This window comes from Brevibacillus centrosporus, assembly GCF_046622605.1.
Lineage (GTDB): Bacteria > Bacillota > Bacilli > Brevibacillales > Brevibacillaceae > Brevibacillus > Brevibacillus centrosporus.
In genome coordinates this window covers 3,170,446-3,191,462 of the sequence record NZ_CP176856.1, presented here as the reverse complement: position 1 = coordinate 3,191,462, position 21,017 = coordinate 3,170,446, and the positions used below count along the sequence as shown (strand labels likewise).

Below are 21,017 nucleotides of genomic sequence, written 5' to 3'. Positions count from 1 at the left end.
AATTTGTGCATGTTTATGCCCAGGTTGTTTTATGATGGGCTTTTATTATTTTCTTGGAGGTCTTAGGGAAGATGAGAAAAGTCAGCTTTGCATTAAACGGAGAGAAGCATGAGGCCGAAGAAGGTACCCGAATTCTCGACTATCTTCTGCAACGTGATATCGAACATCCACATATCTGTTATTCAGAAGTTCTAGGTCCGATTCAAACATGTGATACTTGCATGTGTGAAATTGACGGGAAAATCATGCGTGCATGCTCGACGATTATTGAAGAAGGAATGAATATCCTTACAGCCTCCGAGCTGGCAAAAGGTGCACAGATGGAAGCTATGGACCGCATCCTAGAAAACCATATGCTGTATTGCACCGTCTGCGACAACAACAACGGAAATTGCCGAGTCCACAATACAGCTGAGCTGCTTGAAATAGAACACCAAGAACGTCCGTTCCGAGGAAAAAATTACGAAGTAGATATGTCGCATCCCTTTTATCGCTATGATCCAGACCAATGCATTCTCTGCGGGCGCTGCACTGAGGTCTGTCAGGACCTACAGGTAAATGAAACGCTCACTATCGACTGGGAACGTGATATTCCGAGGGTAATCTGGGATGACAATAAATCGATTAACGAATCGTCTTGTGTATCATGTGGTCAATGTGTAACCGTTTGTCCATGTAATGCGCTGATGGAGAAAACCATGCTGGGCGAAGCTGGATTTATGTCCGGCATTAAAAAAGATCTGCTTAACCCGATGATCGATCTGATTAAAGAAGTCGAACCCGGTTATAGCGGTATTTTTGCGATTTCTGAAGTGGAAGCAGCCATGCGGGAAACACGAACCAAGAAAACGAAAACCGTATGTACGTTCTGCGGGGTAGGCTGCTCGTTTGAAGTTTGGACCAAAGGCCGCCAGATTCTGAAAGTGGAACCAACCGAAAACTCCCCTGTTAACAGTGTCTCGACATGTGTGAAAGGGAAATTTGGCTGGGATTTTGTCAACAGCGAGCAACGTTTGACCACACCATTGATCCGCAAGGGAGATGAATTTGTTCCGTCTACGTGGGATGAAGCGCTGACCCTGATTGCCGAGCGTATGGGCTCCATCAAGGAAAATTACGGAGGAAGTGCTCTTGGCTTTGTAAGCTCATCCAAAACAACAAATGAAGATGCTTACCTCATGCAAAAGCTGGCACGTCAGGTGTTTGAATCAAACAATATTGACAACTGCTCGCGCTATTGCCAATCTCCCGCAACGGACGGTTTGCTCGCAACTGTAGGGCATGGTGGGGACTCCGGTACGATCAAAGATATCGCGAGTGCGGGTCTCGTCATTTTCGTCGGGGCGAATCCGACAGAAGGTCACCCTGTTTTAGCGACTCGCGTCAAACGGGCGAAAAAATTGCATGGCCAAAAGCTGATTGTTTCTGATCTGCGCAAGCACGAAATGGCGGAACGTTCCGATCTGTTCCTACATCCTAAACAAGGGACGGACTTCGTATGGCTGACAGCAGTTGCGAAGTACATGATCGATCAAGGGTGGCATGATGTGGCCTTTATTCAAAATCGGGTGAACCTTTTTGACGAATATCGCAAAATGCTGGAAAAATACACGCTCGAATATGCGGAGGAAGTTACCGGGCTGACAAAAGATCAATTGATCACGACAGCCAAAATGATCCACGAGGCAGATGGAACTTGCATCCTGTGGGGAATGGGTGTTACCCAGAACATCGCGGGTTCTCATACGTCTGCGGCTATCTCCAACCTATTGCTGGTGACAGGGAACTACGGACGCAACGGAGCAGGGGCTTATCCATTGCGCGGACACAATAACGTGCAAGGGGCGTGCGACATGGGGACACTCCCAACCTGGCTGCCCGGGTATCAGCATATTACAGATGATGTAGCAAGAGCCAAGTTTGAAAAGGCGTATGGCGTAAAAATCTCCAATCAACCAGGGTTGACCAACATTGAAATGCTGCAAGCCGTAGAGAAAGGCGAGCTGAAATCCATGTACCTGATGGGGGAAGACATGGCTTGGGTGGATTCCAATGCTAACCACGTGCATGAAACTCTCAGCAAGCTCGACTTCTTTGTCGTACAGGATGTATTCCTGACGAAAACAGCTCAATTTGCTGATGTTGTCCTGCCTGCTTCTCCATCTTTGGAAAAAGACGGGACCTTTGCGAACACAGAGAGACGTGTCCAGCGTTTGTATCAAGTCATGGAGCCATTGGGTGATTCAAGACCTGACTGGTCCATCATCCAGATGATCGCCCAACGGATGGGGGCAAACTGGAATTATCAACATCCTAGTGAGATTATGGACGAAATTGCCAGCTTGGCACCACTTTATGGAGGAGTTTCGTACGAGCGTTTAGAGGGCTGGAACAGCTTGCTCTGGCCAGTACAGAAGGACGGAACCGACGAGCCGCTTCTCTATAAAGAGCGATTCAACTTCCCAGACGGAAAAGCAAGACTTTCGCTCGTTGAATATGTTCCACCTATTGAGTTCCCATCTGAATTTGATCTTATCTTGAACAACGGAAGATTGCTGGAACACTTCCATGAAGGAAACATGACGAACAAATCCAAGGGTATCCAGTATAAATTGCCGGAAGTATTTGTGGAGGTTCCTACTGCTCTAGCGAAAGAACGCAAAGTGAAAGACGGTTCATTAGTTCGTCTCGTGTCTCCATACGGAGCGATCAAGCTGCGTGTCGTCGTGACCGATCGGGTAAGCGGCAATGAATTGTATGTACCTATGCACTCGGTTAGCCATGAAAATGCCATCAACCTTTTGACGGGTAGCGTTGGAGATGTTCGCACCCAGACACCTGCCTACAAACAAACGAAAGTGCGCATGGAGTTCCTGGAGGAAAAAGGAATGACGCCACTGCCAATGTACAATCCTCGTTATGCGAAGCGAAACCCTCAGATGGGTGTCCAAGTAGAGCGCAAGTGGGCGAGAGAAGATTATGAACCCATTACGGAAGTTAACGTTGTAGGAGGTAAAAAGTAATGGCTAGACCGATCACGAAAGTGGCTGAACCTGTTATGACTGAAAAAGACAGACAAGATCAAACGGTAGATAGCGTCTTGCAATCACTGGCAAATAATCCAGAGGGTATCCAGGCAACGATCAAACTGCTCCAAGAGCTCCACGAAAGTGGAATTCTTGGGGCGGTCAATGCCGCTATCGAAGCAAAGGAAGATATCGCAAAAATTTTAGTGGGGCAAATGGTGCGCCCTCCTGTCACCAATATCATCAACAATGCAATGGCTGCAGCTGGGGGACTAACCGAGCTCGATCCTGAGATGACCAAAAAGCTGATGGGTGGTCTTACAGCTGGTCTGAAAAAAGCGGATGTGGCACTTCAATCGGGAGCTAAGATTGGCATTTTTGATTTGATGAAAGTCGTAAGCGATCCTGATATCAATCGGGCGATGGCTTTTGGCATAAACCTGCTGAAAGGAGTAGGGGAAGGCTTAAAGGATTGAAGAGAGAGGGAGCCATCATGATAAGAAGGAGGCCAGGAGTTTAGATGGAGAAATGGAAAAACGAAGCGTCGATCGTACACTTCTATCAACTGATGCTAAACATATCGCTCATCATTCTAGGGCTAGTCTTGAGCTTTTTCCTGGTCCGAGAACTGTATTACATCGTAACCGCTGCACTATTTGGAAATACTAACGTTCATGATATTTTAGAGGAAGTCTTAGCCTTTTTTCTATATTTTGTTTTCGTTTCCATGATTGTCAAATATTTTAACGAAGAATATCACTTTCCGCTACGCTACCTAATCTATATTGGCATTACCGGTACCCTGCGGTTTATCATCGTCAATCGTGACAATGCCATGAATAATTTGATTCTATCGCTTGTGATTCTTATTCTGGTCATTAGTTACATTATGTTAGCTCCTCGGAAGAATAAAGTGGGGGAACTAAAGGAGAAAATCGAATGACGAAAAGTCTTGAACATCAATTCAGCATGCTGGTGCGTGAGATACGAAAAGAAAACGTAGGAAATGGGCCGCGAGAAATCCTCACGCGTTTTTGCGGCCCTTGGGTGATCTGTGAAATGAAAGGGAATCTGACGAATGTAGAAAAATTTATGATTTCGTCTGAGGATGGAAGACGAATGGTTCACGATGCGCGTACAAAGCTAGTGAAGAACATCTACAACGATCCGATGATCGTCGCAAAACTAGAGGAAATCATCAACGCAAAGATCTTGAGGATCTTTTCCGATATCAGTCTGGAAGAAGATATTGCCATGACCGTGTATGTGTTAGACAGACCGATTTCTTGATCGGCGTGTGGGAAGGTGGGAACACCCGTGATTCAACCCGTAAAAGTTATGTCACATGTCCTGCATTTTGAAGATGGCACTTTGCAGGATGTAGAAGATTCTATTGTTACAGAAGCACCGATTACGATCGTGTTGAACGAGGAAGAGTTCGCGACGATGGTCTGTAGCCCGGAAAACATCGAAGAACTCGTCATTGGGTTTTTGGCTTCTGAAGGGGTCATTCAATCATATACGGATCTATCTGACCTGTTTATTGACGAGACAACCGGCCATGCTTACGTCCGGGCCAATAAAGTGAACAAATACAACCAGAAGTTCCACTCCAAGCGATACGTCACCTCTTGCTGTGGAAAAAGTCGACAAAGTTTTTACTTTTACAACGATGCTCGAACGGTGAAACAGGTAGAAGACAACAACCTTTCGATCTCGAGCGCTGACTGTTTTCGATTTATGAAAGAGATGCAGCAATCTGCACAGCTTTTTCAGCATACAGGTGGCGTTCATAATGCTGCCTTGTGTGATAAAAACGGAATCGTCCTCTCCCGAATGGATATTGGCCGGCATAATGCTCTCGATAAACTATACGGATATTGCTTGAAGAACTCGCTAGCCGTTGAAGATAAAATCATGGTCTTTAGTGGCCGGATCTCTTCCGAAGTATTGTTGAAGGTAGCCAAAATTGGGTGCAGTATCGTTTTGTCAAAATCAGCTCCAACGGAACTGGCTATTCGGCTCGCACATGAACTGGGCATCACCACTGTTGGCTTTATACGCAACCAGTCCTTTAACATATACACATGGCCACAACGAATATACGTGGAAAAGAGGGGGGAGGTCCAGTGATTCCGAGTGAATTGGTGGACTCCTTTGGTCGGATCCATGACTATCTACGCATTTCCGTTACGGATCGATGTAACTTGCGGTGCGTGTACTGCATGCCGGAAGATGGGATGGAGTTTGAGCCTGATGAAAAAATCCTGTCTTTTCACGAAATTACTGAGGTTGTGAGGGTTCTGGCCGAAATGGGCGTCAAAAAAGTTCGGCTGACAGGTGGGGAGCCATTGGTCCGCAAAGGAATTGAAGATCTGATTTCTGGCATATCCGCTATACCGGGAATCGAGGATATTGCTTTGACTACCAATGGGATTTTCTTGGCGAGAAAGGCAGCAAAATTAAAGGCCGCTGGATTGAACCGGGTGAATATCAGTCTGGATACTTTGAAAGCGGATCGTTTTTCGTTTATTACCAGAGGTGGGCATGTCGAGCGAGTGCTGGATAGCATCGCTGCATGTCAACAGGAAGGCATTGATCCCATCAAGCTGAACGTCGTGCTGATGAAGGGAATCAATGATGACGAGATTGAGGATTTTCTACGGCTTACCATAGACAGCCATTTGCAGGTGCGATTCATCGAATACATGCCGATCGGCCACAACGACATCAGATGGAAACAATCCTATCTGCCATTGTCTACCGTATTGGAGCGCTGCCAGCAAATGGGCTGGAAAGTGGATGAGAGTCATGCAGAGCGTGGAAATGGGCCTGCACAGACTTTCCGGATTAATGGAGGCAAGGGGAGCTTTGGGCTGATTCATCCAGTAAGCGATCATTTCTGTGAAACTTGTAACCGGCTGCGCTTGACAGCAGATGGAAATATTAAGCCCTGCCTATATTGGTCGGATGAGTTTAACGTTCGTAAATGCATTGGCAACGATGAAGCGGTACGCTAGCTTTTTTTCAAAGCATTACGTATCAAACCTAGAAATCACGAAATGGCCAAGGCTTTAGACGACGAGAGCCAGTCGCATATACCAACAGTTAGGCGTATGTCTCAAATTGGAGGGTAGTGTTGCCGACATGGACAGAGTTGAAAGCGTACATCGATTTCGCCGCCATACAGTTCAGGTAGAGGAAGCACAGCGGAGAATTGAAGAACATCTCCACGTACTGGGTGTGGAAGAAGTCTCATTGGAAAATGCCTTTGGCCGTACATTGGCAGAGGATATGATAGCGCCAGAGGACATGCCTCATTTTCGCCGTTCCGGGATGGATGGGTTTGCCATCATGTCCAGCTCTACTCGCGGGGCATCCCCTGAATCCCCGGTCCTCTTGGAGGTGATCGACAATATACCGTGCGGAGATGTACCAAGATCCGAAATATCCCCCAAAACGGCTTCTCGAATCATGACGGGAGCGATGGTTCCTGAGAATGCCGACGCTGTAATCATGCTGGAAATGACAGAGGACTTTGAGGAGCAGGGCAAAACATACGTTAGGATCAAAAAGGAAATTCAACCCGGTAAGAATCTGACTTCGATCGGCCATGAAATGACAAAAGGCGAATGCGTCCTGCAAAAAGGGACCGTAATCCGAGCGGGTGAGACCGCACTGTTGGCTACATTCGGTTTCCCCATTGTCAAAGTATACAAGCGGCCAACCATCGCGATTTTTGCAACCGGTTCAGAGCTGTTACCTGTAGAAGCACCACTTTGCTCAGGGAAAATTCGTAATAGCAACTCCTACATGCTGGCAGCGCTTATTCGCGAAGCAGGAGGAATTCCTTTGCTGATGGGATCCATCCCTGACGATGCGGACAAAGCGCAAGCGCTTATTTTTGAAGCATTTTCTCTTGCGGATTTTGTGATCACATCAGGCGGAGTATCGGTAGGCGACTACGACATTCTCGTCGAAATTTTTCAAAACTGGGAAGGGAAGATGCTCTTCAACAAAGTAGCGATGCGACCCGGAAGTCCTACAACCGCAGGGGTTTGGAATGATCAATTTTTATTTGCATTGTCAGGCAATCCGGGAGCATGCTTTGTTGGTTATCAGCTCTTTATCCGTCCTGTTATTCTAGGCATGCAGGGTATACAAAATAGATATTTGCAGAGCTATACTGCCTTTTTAGGAGAAGATTTTAAAAAGGTAAATGCGTTTCCCCGATATGTTCGCGGAAAATCGTATATTCGCGAAGGCAAGGTATTCGTAGAGCCTGCCGGGATGGATCAGTCAAGTGTGACTGTATCCATTAAAGATTCCGATTGCTTGATCCAGATACCACCCGGAAGTAATGGAATGCAGCAAGGTGAGCTTGTCTCCGTTCTCATGCTCAAAGGATAACGAAATGCTGGTTGTGATTGCGGGCGGAGAACTACTTACCGGTAACATGATGTCAGTAACCCTGGCGATGTTTGAGGGGAGAGTTTCATTTGGGCTTCTGCTGAAAAATTGGTTTTGGGTCACAGTCAGTAATTTAGCTGGAGCCGTATTCGTTGCCTATTTTTTCGGACATGTTGCGGGGTTAATCACGGAAGAACCATTCTTGACAAAGACGCTGGCACTGGCTGATGGCAAGCTGCACGAGAGCTTTGTACAAGCATTTTGGTCGGGGATTGTCTGCAACTGGCTGGTTGCATTAGGTGTTTGGCTGTCCTATGCAGCAGAGGATATCGGCGGGAAAATCCTTGGTATCTGGTTTCCTATCATGGCTTTTGTGGCCATTGGGTTTCAGAACGTAGTCGCCAACATGTTCATCATCCCAGCAGCCATCTTCGCAGGACATGCCACTTGGGGAGACTAGTTCAGCCATTTTGTCCCTGTTTTCCTAGGAAATGCTGTTGGTGGGGGGATATTTGTAGCCTTTCTTTACTACATTGCCTACATAAAAGGAACGGAACAAAGCAAACTCCGAGCCAGCGCTGCCCGAAAGGAAACAACAAAATTGATCATGCATCGACAGCTCAGAAACAAGTGATTCTGTGTGATCCATACACCCACCTGGCAGCTTGTAGTCAGGTGGGTTTCCTTTTGTCATCCACCACTTAATTCAGAATATTATTTCTTGTCATAATATTGACAAGTTTTCGGCTGTCCATTATAGTTATGAATAACTTTCTGAAACTAGCAGCATACGGGGTGCGGTCAAATGAATCCGCTTGTACTCAGTGCAGGACAGTTAAAGCAAGAATTGACCAAGGTCTACAACGAAGTGAATTTGCAACTGTTTCAAATCGGGGTCAAACGGCTTCGCGTCGATTTTGTTGGGGATCGGATCTTATTCATGACGTACCATCGACGAGTCCCGGCTATTCGCTCGGTCGACGAGAAAAATCGGGAACTCACGCGAATGATGGATATTCTCCTGATCGACGAATTCAAAGCGCTGTTGAAGGGACGCCTAGAAACAAAATACGAAATCAAGGTGGTCTCCATTCTCAAGGATTACGACCCGGAAACCGAGCTCTCGGCAACCGTAGTCGTGCTCGAGCAGAATGTGGAGATGTACCTCCAAAAGCAAAGCTGACTGGTAGAATGATCTCAGGAATGAGTGCAGGACGGCCGTCAGTACGCAAATGAACAGGGGTTCGGGGTTATTCCCTATCCTGTTTGTTTGGTACTGGCGGCTATTTTTATTTCATAGAGGGAGGAAACCAAAATGACAACCATTTCGGATGTAGTTCTCGCACTAGACATACTTTCAGGAGGGAGGGTAAACGACTCCAATCCGATGCATTCCTTTTCCATTTGGAAGGATTCTGGGATTCAAGGGAAAAAGGTGCTAGAGAAGCCTGGCCTCGTTTGGGGCGACCCAATGCGCCAAGTGAAGAAACTGGCTGTTGCGATGACGCTCTCTGAGCACGACATTGAACTTGCGGCCGCCACCGGTGTAGATGCCATTGTGGCACATCACCCGATCGCAGATGCAGCCAGTTCGGGTGGAGTGACGCTAAAAAACTACCTGGGTCTCTCTGGGCTTGCGGTGCTGGAGCTTCATGAAGCCTTTCACGGACTTCACCCAGGCATAGCCTTTTTGCACGGCCATCAGGTGAGGTATGCCGACATTCATTACGGCGGTGTAGAAGGAAATGTTTTGTTTGTCGGTACGGTGTTGCCTGAGATTAAAGAGATGGGCCATATCCTTGATCGCCTTCACTCGTTTATGGGCTTGGAAGAGGAAGGAGAGCTGCTGAAGATGGAGCGCGAGATTCGGGGGAGCTCGTCGGTGATGGAGGCTACACTTGTCACGCAAGGGCGTATCGTACTGGGCAGTCGAGAGAGTCCCGTCAAACACGTGCTGCACATCTTCCCACACACAGGGTTTTCCCCAGCGCATTTGCGACAGGCAAAAGAGCAGTTTCCGGAGATTGACACCGTGCTTGCTTCCATTAGCCGAGTAAGAAGCGACAGTGAACTGGTTCAAGAGGCGAAGCGTTTAGGACTTCAGTTTGTCATAGGAAACTGCCATGTGCTGGAAATTTTAGAAAACGGTCTTCCTCTTGCGTATGCGCTCGAGAAGCTCCTTCCCGACGTGGAGGTGGTGGTGTTCCGAGAGCGGGTGACATCCATTCCGCTAAGAGAAATGGGAAGCAAGCGAATCCGGGAATATGCAGAGCGGATGGCCGACAACTATCTGGTCAAAAAAGTGAACGTGTAGGAAACGAGCGAGCAGAATAAGGGGGAAGAGGAATATGGCAAAACCACAGGAGCAGCTGGATAGTGTTTATACACTGCAGCAGGCAGCACAGAAAAGAGCATGGAGCCCCATCGAATGGGTAGGACTGGGATTGGTAGTAGCCGTCACGGTACTCTTAATCTTTCAGCCGAGTGTACTAGGTGATGCGTTTACCGCGATGTTAAACAAAGTGAAGCCGATTGTAGTCGACGTGTTTTTGATGGGGACGGTTGGCGTGGCGATCATCCTCAGTGTAATGACGGGGCGAATGCTAGAGCGGTTAGGCTTTACCGATGCCTTGATGCGAATCTTTGTGCCTATAACGGAGCGGATCCGAGTAAACCCGTCCGTCGTGATTCCAGGTATCTATAATATTCTCGGGGATATCAACGCGGCTGGTCGGATAGGCGGTCCCATCTTGAAGCGAGCAGGCGCAACCAAAGATGAACAAAAGATCGCCATCGCCACTATGGTGCAGTCGCAGCAGTCGTTTTCCTGTTTTATGCTCGGTCTCATCTGCTTGTCCATAGCTGGGATCGAGGCATTTCCCATCGTGTTTCTTGCCATTTTCGCCCCACTTGTTGTCGTGCCTTTTGTGCTCAGCAAGACGATCTATCGGGATACGAAGTCAGTACCGCTTCGTGATCTTCCCTCGTTCACTCCAAGTACACCCTTTTTCACCACTCTTTTCAATGGGGCTAAGGAGGGTGCGGAGCTGCTGTTTCTTCTGGTCATTCCTGCAGCTGCCGTAATCTTTGGGATCATCGGCTTGCTAGATTACGCAGGGGCGTGGAAATGGATTGAAGGTGCGCTTTCATCAGGGCTCAGCTTGATTGGGGTAGATCCGAAGACGGGGATTACGGCAATCTTGGCTTCTCCGACACTCGCCATGGCTCAGCTAAAGGAAGTTGCTGCAACAATGGACCCAAGATTGGTGGTAGGAGCTTTCGTGCTGGCGGCCTCTGGTCTTCCACTCTCCGACGTGTTAGGGCAGATCCCTGCGATTTGGTCTGCCAACTCTGATCTTACTCCCCGAGAGGCTTTGTCTGCTGCTTTGGTAGGGATGGGGATGCGCATTGTGACCGTAGTGATCTTTGCGTTTGGATTGACACCGTTGCTGGTTTAAATAGAGCATTTTAGGGAGTTCGCGGGAGAATTGATGGTGGTAGATAAGTTGCGTCCTCATTTCTAAGAGATCATGCTTGCAAATTTGTAAGGAGTTGCCTTCGGGCAGCTCCTTTTTTCGTTTAGTGAGGATGATCTTTAGAAATTTTAACTGCATTCGGGATGCGAAAAGCAGAGCAAGACGTAAAAAATTTTTTACGAAATGGGGATAAAAACTTCCCCCTCTGGCTAGTAAAGTCGGCTGATCGGCACGGATGGTTTAAGAGTGGCTGACTATATTAACGATGGCACGAGAATTGCTTTTGAAAAGCTTGATGATTCACACAATGTGCTTTTTAAGGGGGATGTTTGCTAGGAAGGAAATACGAGCAGTTGCGATCGTCACCGAAGAAGCAAACAGACTGGAGAGGAGGCATTTCAATTGATAGCAAACCTGCATCAGAAATTAGGGGATAGCTATGAACAAATGGTGGAGTGGAGACGGCACTTTCACCAGTACCCGGAGCTTTCCTTGAAGGAAGCCGTGGATGATTACGAGAAATCGCTGATCGAGATAGAGTGGCGGACGAGCACGGGGAAAATCGCGGAAACAGCTAGGAGGCTCGGGATTTCCAAGCAGCTGTTGAAATACAAATTGGACAAGCACCGCTTGCGGTGAGAATGGCATCGGGGCATCGGAAGCAAAAGAAGGCGCTTTATTGCGGTTTCTTTTTTTGTTTGCCATCTTTCGTTCGACGAAACGCTTCCGCTTCTTCTCCATGCACTTTTTGTTAAGCTCGGACCCGTAGCAGAAATGGAGGGAGGGAAAGCTGGTAAATAATAAATGGTGTGGAGTACCCCTTGTGTTAGGTGTATTAAGTGATATAATACACTACATACGCAGGAAAGGGCAGGAGGAAAGCCCATGGAGGAACAAAAGATTGGCTCATTGCGGTTCAAGATTGATTTTAGCCAGCCGTTGTATGAGCAAATCCTGGATCAAGTACGAAGCGCCATTGCAAAAGGAGAAATCGAATTGGGAGCAAAAATGCCATCCGTACGCGAGCTTGCCCTAGAGCTTCGGGTGAATCCAAATACGGTAATGAGGGCCTATCAGGAGCTGGAACGTGACGGGTTGACGGAAAAACGCAGAGGACAAGGAACATACGTTACTTCGTCAGCTGAGAGAGTGCAGCTGTTCCGGACAGAGCTGGCATCGAAGTACATGGATTCTTTTTTGGAGCAGATGGCGAGTTTGGGAATATCTTTATCAGAAATTCAGGGCTATTTGAGCAAGAAGTATCCGAACGAAACGGGGGGAACCAGATGATGGTGATACAGCCTATTGTCCAATGTGATCAACTTTCGAAGCGATATGGTAAAAAATACGCGCTGAACCACCTTGATCTGAGTATCCCCGCAGGAAAAATCGTCGGTGTACTTGGTCCGAACGGTTGTGGTAAATCCACTTTGTTTCGGGCCATCACGGGCTTGATTGCTCCCGATGAAGGAGAGCTTCGCGTGCTGGGGCAGCCGCCTGGCTGGCAGACAAACCGGCACATCGGTTATTTGCCCGATCGTGCACGCTGGTATCCGCGGCATACGGCCTTGCAAGCGTTCGAATGGGGTGCCTCTTTTTTGCCGGGCTTTGATCTGGAAGCAGCCAAGACGTTCGCCGCGTATATGGACGTCGATTTGGAGATGAGTCTGGCTGGCATGAGCAAAGGGCAGGAGGCAAGGGTGATGCTGATTCTCTGCATGGCTCGCGAGGTTCCACTCATCATTTTGGATGAACCATTTGCCGGGATTGATTTCATCTCCAGAGAAGCGATTATTTCAGGGATGATCGATTATTTGGAGGATCGGGAGGTGTCGATCCTGATCAGCACACACGACATTCAGGAAGTGGAAGGACTGTTCGATTATATCGTTCTCATGGATCAAGGAAAGGCAATCTGGTCAGGCGAATCGGAGGAGCTGCGGGGACAATACGGATCTCTCCACGACGTATTCAGGACGTTTTACAAAAGGGAGTGGAGTCGATGAATTGGCGAACGTTTAGGAAGCTCGTCCATCATGAGTGGAAGCTGAAAGGAAGCAGAAGGCGGCTGGACCGCTCACATACTCATCGGTACGGACGGTTGCTGTACTTTGCCCTTCTTGCTCTCGCCGGCATCGGAGTAGCCACGTATTTTGCGATCAACGGCCAGCTCGAGCTGCATCAGCTGTGGGGTGTCGCGATCGGGTTCCCTTACATGCTCGTGGTTATGGGCGTTTTGCTGCTGAGAAGAGAGTGGGAGAATGGAACATTTGGATGGTGGCTGACTTTGCCTTACTCACGGCTGAGTCTGATAGGTGCCAAATTTTTCGCTGCCTGGCTGCGAACAGTTGCAGTATCCTGCGTGGTATATGTGGTGATCTCGCTGTTTGCTGGAATCCTCACTTTGCTGGTGGGAGGATATTCAGCTGAGGACGTGTGGGTGACCATGCTGGCAGGGCTGCCATTGCTGGGAATAGTCATTGGTTTCAGCCCGATCATTCTTTCCCTAAGTCTTTTGCTGGCCACCTTTCATTACACGACCTTGCGCGTTTTCAGTCCCATTCTCTGGATCGGCATTATCGGCGGCTTGAGTACTTTCTACAACGGGTTCCAAACCTTTTTGCCCAGCTATCATATGGCGCAGCGCTTTTTCAGTGCTCAGCCAGGACCTTTGATTCCCCACCTTGGGGCAGTGCTGATAGGCATGGTGATCAGCTGGGTTATCGCTTATCTTTTCATTCGCATAGCGGCCTATCTGCTCGAACGAAAGCTGTCCATTTAAGAGCAGAAGGAAAGTAAAAAACGTAAACATCAAACTAATGAGGAAAGGACAGAGATGTCATGCAATCCTTTATTCCTATTGTAATTGTTGTGTTAATAGTCGGCTTGGGAATATGGCTAAAGTCCAGACGAGGGAAAAAACCCATAAAGGGAAAAGGCTACGGAATATTGGTCCCGCTTGCCGTGATGCTTGTGGGAGTTCCTTTGGGGTTGTACCAGCTCATGCACATTCCAGGGAAAACGTTTCATATGCCGGCAGTGTGGGAGCTGCTCATCGCTATTCTCCTTGGAGTCATCTTCGGGGTCGTGATGCTGACGCAAACGGAGTACGAGAGAAGGGAAGATGGGTTGATCTACCCGAAGCCCAACCGGAATCTCAAATATATATTGATCGCGATTGTGGCTATTCGCCTATTGCTGACTCAGTACTTCAAATCCATTGATGTAGTGGAATTTTCTGTTCTCATGATGTGTATGGGAGCCCTTTACGTCGGCATCTGGAGAATCGGAAGCTACATCAAGTTTACGAAAACCGTTTCAAGCCACGTCGGACAGAGGATATAGAGAGGGCTAGCGGGTTGCCACGACTGGCTGCCCACTTGGTGAGAAGTGAAAATCTCCCCATAAATATGAAGGAGCCACCTGAGGATGAAAAATCCAAGACGGTGGTTCTTTTATTCTTTCGCCTTGCGTGCCATCATTATGAAGGGGGGCGATGAAGGATGTTCCAGGATTTCAGGCTCGTCGATGACCGGCCGGTCGCGATACAAGTGAAAGAATACGTCAAACGTTTAATCATAAAAGGGGCGCTGCAAGCAGATCAAAAGCTGCCCTCCACACGAGAAATGAGCAGTCTGCTGAGGGTAAGCCGCAATACAGTCATTACAGCCTATGAAGGGCTTGAGGATGACGGCTATACGTATGCGATACCCGGCAAAGGCAGTTTTGTGGCAGCCATGACGAAAGAGCACGAAAGAGCCGACAGTCTCGACTCCCTGCAGATCGATTGGAAGGAACGAATGAACGAGTACGCTTTATTGGCGGAAGAGCTGGATTTGATGAAGAAAGGCATTCGCGCCAAAAAAGGAACCATCTCCTTTACAAGCATAGCTCCGGATGAGCAGTTATTTGATCTTGGGGACGTAAAGCGTGCTTTTTTAGATCGAATGGCAATCGAAGGACAGGTGCTGCTCAACTATGGCTATGCCAAGGGCTATAAGCCACTGATTGATTACTTAATGCACTACATGGAAAACAAGGGAGTCGATCTTTGCGGCAAGGATATGCTGATTACGAGCGGATTTACAGAAGGCTTCGACATTGTGCTGGCTGCACTTCGTCCTTCTGCACGACGTGGGACCGCAATCTGTGAAAATCCGACCCATCCTACTGCGATCAACAACTTGAAGCTGCAAGGGTTTGAGATTACCGGCATTCCAATGGAGGCTGATGGGATCAGTATCGACCATCTGGAAAAGGTGTTGCAAAAGCAGACGAACAGCTTCGATCTTGCTTATTTAACCCCTTCGTACCACAATCCAACAGGCATCGTTATGTCACCTGCAAAGCGCAGCTGCGTGATGAGACTCATGAAGCGCTATCAGATTCCTGTGATCGAGGATGGATTCAATGAAGAACTCCGCTACTCGGGAGCCCATGTTGCGCCACTAATCGCGACCGCCGGGCACGGAAATGGGGTCATCTATATTGGCAGCTTCTCCAAGGTGCTGTTCCCTGGCTTACGTGTGGGCTGGGTGTTGGGAGATCGAACCCTGATCGATGCGTTGGAAAGCATAAAGCGGGCACGCAACATCCATACGTCAACCGTTGATCAATCGATCCTGTACCAATATTTGCTAAATGGTAAATTCGATAAGTACGTAAAAAAAGTACGTGCGGAGTATAAGCGCAAATACGAGCTGACAAAAGCATGCTGTGATAAGCATCTTCCTTGGGCGCAGCTGTCTGGCGATGGCGGCTTGCATGTATTTCTCACCTTTCCCAAAAGCATAGATACATGTCAGCTTCTTGAAGGTTGTTCCAAACAAGGCGTTATTTTTACACCGGGAGACCGATTTTTTATTCGAGAAGGAGAAGGAACGAATACATTGCGGCTAGGTTTTTCTCGAGTCACAGATGAAAACATCGAGCGGGGTATTCAAATAATCGGCAGGCAGGCACGCCACTTGCTCTCAGTCAGCAAGAATACATGATAAGAATAATGAGGTGTAAAAATGAGAATTGGCGTTATAATGGGCGGTATTTCCTCTGAGCGTGAGGTGTCTGTACAGACAGGAACAGAAATGATCAATCAATTGGATCGCAGTCAATATGAAGTGATTCCGATTCTGATTGAAAAACGAAAGGATTTCCTTACACAGGTTCAGCAAGCAGGGATCGATTTTGCACTATTGGCGCTGCATGGTCAGTTTGGTGAGGACGGTACGGTGCAGGGAGCACTGGAGACACTGGGAATTCCTTATACAGGAAGTGGTGTCCTCGCCAGCAGCTTGTGCATGAATAAGCATATGACCAAGATGCTGCTAAAGACAGCAGGTGTGCAAACGCCTATGGGCCTCTATTGGCAGGGCATCGACGATTACGATCCGCAGGCGGTAGTGCAGCTTGGCTACCCAGTCATCGTGAAACCGAATAGTGGGGGATCTAGCATCGGCATCCAGCTTGTGAAAGAGGAAAAAGAGCTGCTGCCTGCTGTTCAGAAAGCTTGCAGCATGGGCGAGGCGATCCTGATCGAGCCTCATTTGAAGGGAGCTGAGATTACCTGCCCGATTCTGGACGGCGAATTATTGCCAATCATCGGAATTCGCTCTATGCATTCGGAATGGTTTGATTACCACGCAAAATACGAAGCAGGCGGTGCCGAGGAAAAGGTCATTTCGCTTCCGCCGACTATCGAACAGCGTGTACGTGAGGCTGCACTTGCCAGCTACCGTCTGCTTCATTGCAAGGTCTACGCTAGAGTCGATATCATCCTGTATCAGGACGAACCGATTGTGCTGGAAGTGAACACCTTGCCAGGAATGACCGCCAACAGCCTATTGCCAAAAAGCGCAGCTGCAGCAGGTATACCCTATACCCAGCTGCTTGATCGACTTATTGCTCTCTCCCTCCATGAGCGAATGAAGGAATGGGGAGCGTTTAAAGAATAGCCTAAAGACGAACGCAAAGCAGCGACATCCGAGGAGGGACTAACAAATTCCAAGGCGTCGCTGCTTTTTTTTGTCTCTTGAATTCATATGCTCTCGGATCACTCCATCGTATTTGGCGCCTCCTCATCGCGCATAGCTCCTGCTTCACGAGAGGTCATTGCGCCTATTCCTGCCTGCAGATCATTTTGAATCTCTTGTTTTACTTTTTGTGCATCTGTTCCTGCAAAATCTGGTTCCAAAATAGAGTCAACACTATGATTTGCTTGTTGATCCTGTTTCATCGTAGTCCTCCTTACATTTTTTTCAACATAGGTATTATGGCCAATGAAACCAAGATCTTTTCCCATTTGTACTAGATTTGTTTACTACGAGGAAAGTGCGGGCGAAAGGAGGGACAAGATCATAATCCACTTGTCCCAAGCATACTTTAGGATAAGCATAGCATCTGAAGATAAACGTGCTCATCTATCTCATCATGCCCGCATGAATCAAAAATAGAAACAAGCTAAATATATGTTGATTTCTCATGTAAATTGCTATATAACTTATTTAGAAGTATTATTATTTAATACTTAATTTAAATGACGGGAGAGGAAAAAATGGACTCTATGGCAACAGCTAACACTGGAAAGTGCCCGTTTTCGCATGGTAGCACGACGAGTCACCATCCGAGTGCTACATCGAATAAACACTGGTGGCCCAACCAGTTGAACTTGAACATCCTGCATCAGCATGACAGAAAGACGAATCCAATGGGCGAAGACTTCGATTATGCAGAAGAATTCCAAAAGTTGGACTACCAGGCTCTCAAGCAAGACTTGTATGATCTCATGACGAACAGCCAGGATTGGTGGCCTGCCGACTACGGACATTACGGCCCACTGTTTATCCGTATGGCCTGGCACTCGGCTGGTACATATCGTACGGGTGACGGCCGCGGTGGTGGTGGAACGGGAACACAGCGTTTTGCTCCACTGAACAGCTGGCCAGATAACGGTAACCTTGATAAAGCCCGCAGGCTGCTTTGGCCCATAAAACAAAAGTACGGCAACAAAATCTCTTGGGCAGACTTGCTCATTCTAGCAGGGAATGCTGCTATTGAATCCATGGGTGGGAAAACGATTGGCTTCGGTGGAGGTCGTGCAGACGTATGGCATCCAGAAGAAGATATTTACTGGGGTGCTGAAAAGGTATGGCTCGATGATAAGCGCTACACCGGCGATCGTGACCTGGAGAATCCGCTTGCAGCTGTACAGATGGGTCTCATCTATGTGAACCCGGAAGGTCCAAACGGCAATCCAGATCCGCTCGCCAGTGCACGCGACATTCGTGAAACCTTCAAACGCATGGGAATGAACGATGAAGAAACCGTTGCCCTCGTCGCTGGCGGCCATACGTTTGGCAAGGCACACGGCGCAGGAGATGCAGCACTGGTAGGTCCAGAGCCGGAAGCAGCCCCTGTGGAAGCAATGGGCTTAGGATGGCTGAGCGCACATGGTTCCGGAAAAGGCCGCGACTCCATCACCAGCGGTATTGAAGGGGCTTGGACGGCGAATCCGACTCAGTGGGACAATGGATTTTTTGAAAACCTGTTTGGCTATGAATGGGAGCTTACCAAGAGTCCGGCTGGTGCACATCAGTGGGCTCCTGTAAATCCTGCTGAGGAGCATCTCGCACCAGATGCCGAGGATGCATCTGTTCGGGTTCCGACGATGATGACCACTGCGGATATGGCATTGCGCGTGGATCCGGAATATGAAAAGATATCTCGACGCTTTTATGAAAATCCAGAAGAGTTTGCCGATGTCTTTGCGCGTGCATGGTTCAAGCTTACTCACCGCGACATGGGGCCTCGCGCAAGGTATCTGGGCCCAGAGGTGCCAGCAGAAGAATTTATTTGGCAAGATCCTGTACCCGCAGCTGATTATGAATTAACGGATGCAGATGTAGCAGAGCTGAAAACACGGATCCTGGACTCGGGACTTACCATTAGCGAGCTGGTAAAAACGGCTTGGGCTTCTGCCAGCACCTTCCGTGGCTCGGATATGCGCGGCGGCGCCAATGGTGCTCGCATTCGCCTTGCTCCACAGAAGGAGTGGGACGTAAATGAGCCAAAACAGCTGGAAAAAGTGCTGACGATTCTCAGCGTAATTCAGGAGGACTTTGGCAAAAAGGTCAGCCTGGCAGATCTGATTGTACTCGGGGGCAGTGCTGCAGTTGAAAAAGCTGCGCAAGAGGCAGGCTTTGATGTAGAGGTTCCATTTGTCCCTGGACGTGGCGATGCAACCGAAGAACAAACCGACGTGGAAAACTTTTCCGTACTTGAGCCAGTCGCGGACGGTTTCCGGAACTATCAGAAGAAGCAATATCGCGTAAGTCCAGCTGAGCTCCTCGTTGATAAGGCACAGCTGCTAAACCTTACGGCACCAGAAATGACTGTGCTCGTAGGTGGTATGCGCGTTCTCGGTACCAACCACGCTGGCACCAAACACGGTGTATTCACGGAGCGAGTAGGAACACTCACGAACGACTTCTTTGTGAACCTGCTTGATATGGGGATTCAATGGAAGCCTGTAGACGAGGGCGTATTTGAAGGGCGTGATCGCAAAACAGGTGAGCTCGTGCGTACCGCGACTGCTGTCGACCTCGTGTTCGGTTCCAACTCTGTTCTGCGTGCCATTGCGGAAGTTTACGCGCAGGACGACAACAAAGAGAAGTTTGTACGTGACTTTGTCGCCGCTTGGGTTAAGGTGATGAATGCAGATCGTTTCGACTTGAAGCGATAAAAGGAAAATAGGGAAATCTATAGCGAGAGCAAAGAACAGTATTTGCTAGAAAAATACTGTTCTTTTTTTGTGTGCGCAATTATTATTCCTGTCAAATGGAAAGAGTAAAGGAAGAAATTTTGGCAGAAATGTGAAAACTGGTACTTTTGTCACGATAAAAAAGTCCTGATAAAATGACGGATAAAAATAGAACGTGTTACTATATGAAAGCTGGTTTGAAAGTTTCGTTTCTTGGGAACTAAGAGTTTAGTGCAAAAGTAAAAAACGATAGGAAAAGCCTCCGTACCTAATCTATTAGACTTCTAACGAGAAGAGAAAATATTCGAGGGAAAGGAAGTATTCCGTAGTGATTTGTTCTCCGAAAGTGCGAATCGTACGCGAAGTGCGAATACACAATCACGAATAGCAAAGTGGCAAATAAAATAAAACAGTAAAATTAGGATAAAAGCTACCTTCGCAAGGAAGATAGCTTTTTATCGTTTAAGTATCTGCCGCATTGTTATCAAATCGCATTTCGATGAATGCACGCAGGGCATTGCTGATAAAAGAATCTTTACGCATGATGAATTCGGTTTTCATATGGCGCAAAGAATCGGGAATCTCATGGGTACGGATGATCCCCTCCGCCTCAGGTCTAGAGGTCACGGTCCGTGGGAGCAGAGAAATACCGAGCCCAGCGGAGACGCCGCCGATTATCGCCTCGATAGTCCCGAATTCCATGATGACAGGGGAGATAAAGCCACGCGTATGTAGAAAACGCTCGAGGACTTCCCGATACGTACAACCGTGGCCATAGACGAGGCTTGGTCGGGCAAGTGCTTCATCGAGGTCGGTAATGGCGGTTGCGGAAGCGATGACAAGCTCCTCATCAAAGGCCGGAATGGACTGTAGCTCCGGGTGCTCGCACTCGCAGCCGATAAAGGCTCCGTCCAGCTCGTAGTGCAACACTTTTTCCATTAAAAACTGCGTGTGACCAGTAGTCAGCGAGAGCAAAACATTCGGGAATTGCTCGTAGTAGGCTGCAAACAGCTTAGGCAGCCTAACAGCGGCCGCAGTCTGTGTGGATCCGATCATCAAGGGTCCACTAGGCTCACTGGTGGAGGTGAGTGCTTTAGTCGCCTCGTCGAGCATACCGACAATTTTATCAGTATAAGCAAGCAGCGTTATCCCGCTTGAGGAGAGAGTCATACCGCGGTTATGGCGAAAAAACAGTACGGTGCCAAGTTCTGACTCTAGCTGCTGAATACGTGCGGTGACATTCGATTGGACATAGCCAAGCCTTGAAGCAGCTTTCGTAATGGAGCCTTCTCGGGCTACCATTTGAAATATACGAAGATCCCCGCTCTCCATTGGAGATTTCCTCCTTTT

At 48.1% G+C, this 21,017-nt stretch carries 19 protein-coding genes and 2 pseudogenes; 19 read left to right on the top strand and 2 right to left on the bottom strand.

The annotated features are described in order from the left end of the window. Nucleotides 1-71 precede the first annotated feature (71 nt). From fdhF to ACLIN2_RS16010, 18 genes and pseudogenes are all read left to right on the top strand, one after another. Nucleotides 72-3,023 (top strand): formate dehydrogenase subunit alpha, encoded by a 2,952-nt coding sequence (fdhF, locus tag ACLIN2_RS16095; protein ID WP_411501546.1) that lies wholly within the window; start codon nucleotides 72-74, stop codon nucleotides 3,021-3,023. Then, the gene (locus ACLIN2_RS16090; RefSeq protein ID WP_411501545.1) at nucleotides 3,023-3,502 is read left to right on the top strand and encodes a DUF1641 domain-containing protein; all 480 of its coding nucleotides are present in this window, start codon (nucleotides 3,023-3,025) and stop codon (nucleotides 3,500-3,502) included. Before fdhF ends, ACLIN2_RS16090 begins: the two co-directional genes overlap by 1 nt. A 44-nt stretch (nucleotides 3,503-3,546) precedes the next feature. Beyond that, nucleotides 3,547-3,969, top strand: coding sequence for a phosphate-starvation-inducible protein PsiE (locus ACLIN2_RS16085; protein ID WP_411501544.1), 423 nt, complete (start codon nucleotides 3,547-3,549; stop codon nucleotides 3,967-3,969). Next, nucleotides 3,966-4,316, top strand: a complete 351-nt coding sequence (locus ACLIN2_RS16080) for a DUF2294 domain-containing protein (RefSeq protein WP_400586312.1) — start codon at nucleotides 3,966-3,968, stop codon at nucleotides 4,314-4,316. Before ACLIN2_RS16085 ends, ACLIN2_RS16080 begins: the two co-directional genes overlap by 4 nt. Before the next feature lie 30 nt (nucleotides 4,317-4,346). Beyond that, on the top strand, nucleotides 4,347-5,159 hold the full coding sequence (fdhD, locus tag ACLIN2_RS16075; protein WP_400586455.1) for a formate dehydrogenase accessory sulfurtransferase FdhD: 813 nt from the start codon (nucleotides 4,347-4,349) through the stop codon (nucleotides 5,157-5,159). Next, nucleotides 5,114-6,163 (top strand): annotated as a pseudogene (moaA, locus tag ACLIN2_RS16070) (GTP 3',8-cyclase MoaA). The gene fdhD and the pseudogene moaA overlap by 46 nt, the downstream one beginning before the upstream one ends. A gap of 10 nt (nucleotides 6,164-6,173) precedes the next feature. Further along, on the top strand, nucleotides 6,174-7,436 hold the full coding sequence (gene glp / locus ACLIN2_RS16065) for a molybdopterin molybdotransferase MoeA (RefSeq protein ID WP_411501543.1): 1,263 nt from the start codon (nucleotides 6,174-6,176) through the stop codon (nucleotides 7,434-7,436). A gap of 4 nt (nucleotides 7,437-7,440) precedes the next feature. Then, nucleotides 7,441-8,070: pseudogene (locus tag ACLIN2_RS16060) on the top strand (formate/nitrite transporter family protein); the annotation flags it as partial. Nucleotides 8,071-8,241: 171 nt separating this feature from the next. Then, nucleotides 8,242-8,619: a Na-translocating system protein MpsC family protein gene (locus ACLIN2_RS16055; RefSeq protein ID WP_092276537.1), complete on the top strand. Its 378-nt coding sequence runs from the start codon at nucleotides 8,242-8,244 to the stop codon at nucleotides 8,617-8,619. A 132-nt stretch (nucleotides 8,620-8,751) separates the two neighbouring features. Further along, nucleotides 8,752-9,750, top strand: coding sequence for a Nif3-like dinuclear metal center hexameric protein (locus ACLIN2_RS16050; RefSeq protein WP_411501542.1), 999 nt, complete (start codon nucleotides 8,752-8,754; stop codon nucleotides 9,748-9,750). A 34-nt stretch (nucleotides 9,751-9,784) separates the two neighbouring features. Then, nucleotides 9,785-10,894 (top strand): hypothetical protein, encoded by a 1,110-nt coding sequence (locus ACLIN2_RS16045; RefSeq protein WP_411501541.1) that lies wholly within the window; start codon nucleotides 9,785-9,787, stop codon nucleotides 10,892-10,894. A gap of 420 nt (nucleotides 10,895-11,314) precedes the next feature. Further along, nucleotides 11,315-11,551: a hypothetical protein gene (locus ACLIN2_RS16040; RefSeq protein ID WP_411501540.1), complete on the top strand. Its 237-nt coding sequence runs from the start codon at nucleotides 11,315-11,317 to the stop codon at nucleotides 11,549-11,551. Nucleotides 11,552-11,797: 246 nt separating this feature from the next. Continuing rightward, nucleotides 11,798-12,202 (top strand): GntR family transcriptional regulator, encoded by a 405-nt coding sequence (locus tag ACLIN2_RS16035; protein ID WP_092276546.1) that lies wholly within the window; start codon nucleotides 11,798-11,800, stop codon nucleotides 12,200-12,202. Continuing rightward, nucleotides 12,199-12,918, top strand: coding sequence for an ABC transporter ATP-binding protein (locus ACLIN2_RS16030; RefSeq protein WP_411501539.1), 720 nt, complete (start codon nucleotides 12,199-12,201; stop codon nucleotides 12,916-12,918). The genes ACLIN2_RS16035 and ACLIN2_RS16030 overlap by 4 nt, the downstream gene beginning before the upstream one ends. Further along, nucleotides 12,915-13,694, top strand: a complete 780-nt coding sequence (locus tag ACLIN2_RS16025) for an ABC transporter permease (RefSeq protein WP_411501538.1) — start codon at nucleotides 12,915-12,917, stop codon at nucleotides 13,692-13,694. Before ACLIN2_RS16030 ends, ACLIN2_RS16025 begins: the two co-directional genes overlap by 4 nt. 59 nt (nucleotides 13,695-13,753) lie before the next feature. Then, complete coding sequence (locus ACLIN2_RS16020) at nucleotides 13,754-14,257, top strand: CcdC protein domain-containing protein (protein ID WP_122960402.1); 504 nt, start codon at nucleotides 13,754-13,756, stop codon at nucleotides 14,255-14,257. A 158-nt stretch (nucleotides 14,258-14,415) separates the two neighbouring features. Continuing rightward, nucleotides 14,416-15,906, top strand: coding sequence for a PLP-dependent aminotransferase family protein (locus tag ACLIN2_RS16015; protein WP_400586329.1), 1,491 nt, complete (start codon nucleotides 14,416-14,418; stop codon nucleotides 15,904-15,906). A 21-nt stretch (nucleotides 15,907-15,927) separates the two neighbouring features. Beyond that, nucleotides 15,928-16,863: a D-alanine--D-alanine ligase gene (locus ACLIN2_RS16010; protein WP_400586331.1), complete on the top strand. Its 936-nt coding sequence runs from the start codon at nucleotides 15,928-15,930 to the stop codon at nucleotides 16,861-16,863. 98 nt (nucleotides 16,864-16,961) lie between these two features. On the opposite strand, the gene ACLIN2_RS16005 is transcribed toward ACLIN2_RS16010, so the two are convergent. Further along, nucleotides 16,962-17,144 (bottom strand): hypothetical protein, encoded by a 183-nt coding sequence (locus ACLIN2_RS16005; protein WP_092276564.1) that lies wholly within the window; start codon nucleotides 17,142-17,144, stop codon nucleotides 16,962-16,964. 318 nt (nucleotides 17,145-17,462) lie between these two features. Between ACLIN2_RS16005 and katG the strand changes: the two genes are divergently transcribed. Beyond that, nucleotides 17,463-19,649, top strand: coding sequence for a catalase/peroxidase HPI (katG, locus tag ACLIN2_RS16000; protein WP_092276567.1), 2,187 nt, complete (start codon nucleotides 17,463-17,465; stop codon nucleotides 19,647-19,649). 480 nt (nucleotides 19,650-20,129) lie between these two features. Here katG and ACLIN2_RS15995 read toward each other — a convergent pair whose 3' ends face one another. Continuing rightward, nucleotides 20,130-20,999, bottom strand: coding sequence for a LysR family transcriptional regulator (locus ACLIN2_RS15995; RefSeq protein WP_411501537.1), 870 nt, complete (start codon nucleotides 20,997-20,999; stop codon nucleotides 20,130-20,132). Between the last annotated feature and the right edge of the window lie 18 nt (nucleotides 21,000-21,017).

Coding starts and splice junctions, on each gene's coding strand:
- fdhF (WP_411501546.1), top strand. CDS start 72: ATGAGAAAAGTCAGCTTTGCATTAAACGGAGAGAAGCATGAGGCCGAA.
- ACLIN2_RS16090 (WP_411501545.1), top strand. CDS start 3,023: ATGGCTAGACCGATCACGAAAGTGGCTGAACCTGTTATGACTGAAAAA.
- ACLIN2_RS16085 (WP_411501544.1), top strand. CDS start 3,547: ATGGAGAAATGGAAAAACGAAGCGTCGATCGTACACTTCTATCAACTG.
- ACLIN2_RS16080 (WP_400586312.1), top strand. CDS start 3,966: ATGACGAAAAGTCTTGAACATCAATTCAGCATGCTGGTGCGTGAGATA.
- glp (WP_411501543.1), top strand. CDS start 6,174: ATGGACAGAGTTGAAAGCGTACATCGATTTCGCCGCCATACAGTTCAG.
- ACLIN2_RS16055 (WP_092276537.1), top strand. CDS start 8,242: ATGAATCCGCTTGTACTCAGTGCAGGACAGTTAAAGCAAGAATTGACC.
- ACLIN2_RS16050 (WP_411501542.1), top strand. CDS start 8,752: ATGACAACCATTTCGGATGTAGTTCTCGCACTAGACATACTTTCAGGA.
- ACLIN2_RS16045 (WP_411501541.1), top strand. CDS start 9,785: ATGGCAAAACCACAGGAGCAGCTGGATAGTGTTTATACACTGCAGCAG.
- ACLIN2_RS16035 (WP_092276546.1), top strand. CDS start 11,798: ATGGAGGAACAAAAGATTGGCTCATTGCGGTTCAAGATTGATTTTAGC.
- ACLIN2_RS16030 (WP_411501539.1), top strand. CDS start 12,199: ATGATGGTGATACAGCCTATTGTCCAATGTGATCAACTTTCGAAGCGA.
- ACLIN2_RS16025 (WP_411501538.1), top strand. CDS start 12,915: ATGAATTGGCGAACGTTTAGGAAGCTCGTCCATCATGAGTGGAAGCTG.
- ACLIN2_RS16020 (WP_122960402.1), top strand. CDS start 13,754: ATGCAATCCTTTATTCCTATTGTAATTGTTGTGTTAATAGTCGGCTTG.
- ACLIN2_RS16015 (WP_400586329.1), top strand. CDS start 14,416: ATGTTCCAGGATTTCAGGCTCGTCGATGACCGGCCGGTCGCGATACAA.
- ACLIN2_RS16010 (WP_400586331.1), top strand. CDS start 15,928: ATGAGAATTGGCGTTATAATGGGCGGTATTTCCTCTGAGCGTGAGGTG.
- ACLIN2_RS16005 (WP_092276564.1), bottom strand. CDS start 17,144: ATGAAACAGGATCAACAAGCAAATCATAGTGTTGACTCTATTTTGGAA.
- katG (WP_092276567.1), top strand. CDS start 17,463: ATGGACTCTATGGCAACAGCTAACACTGGAAAGTGCCCGTTTTCGCAT.
- ACLIN2_RS15995 (WP_411501537.1), bottom strand. CDS start 20,999: ATGGAGAGCGGGGATCTTCGTATATTTCAAATGGTAGCCCGAGAAGGC.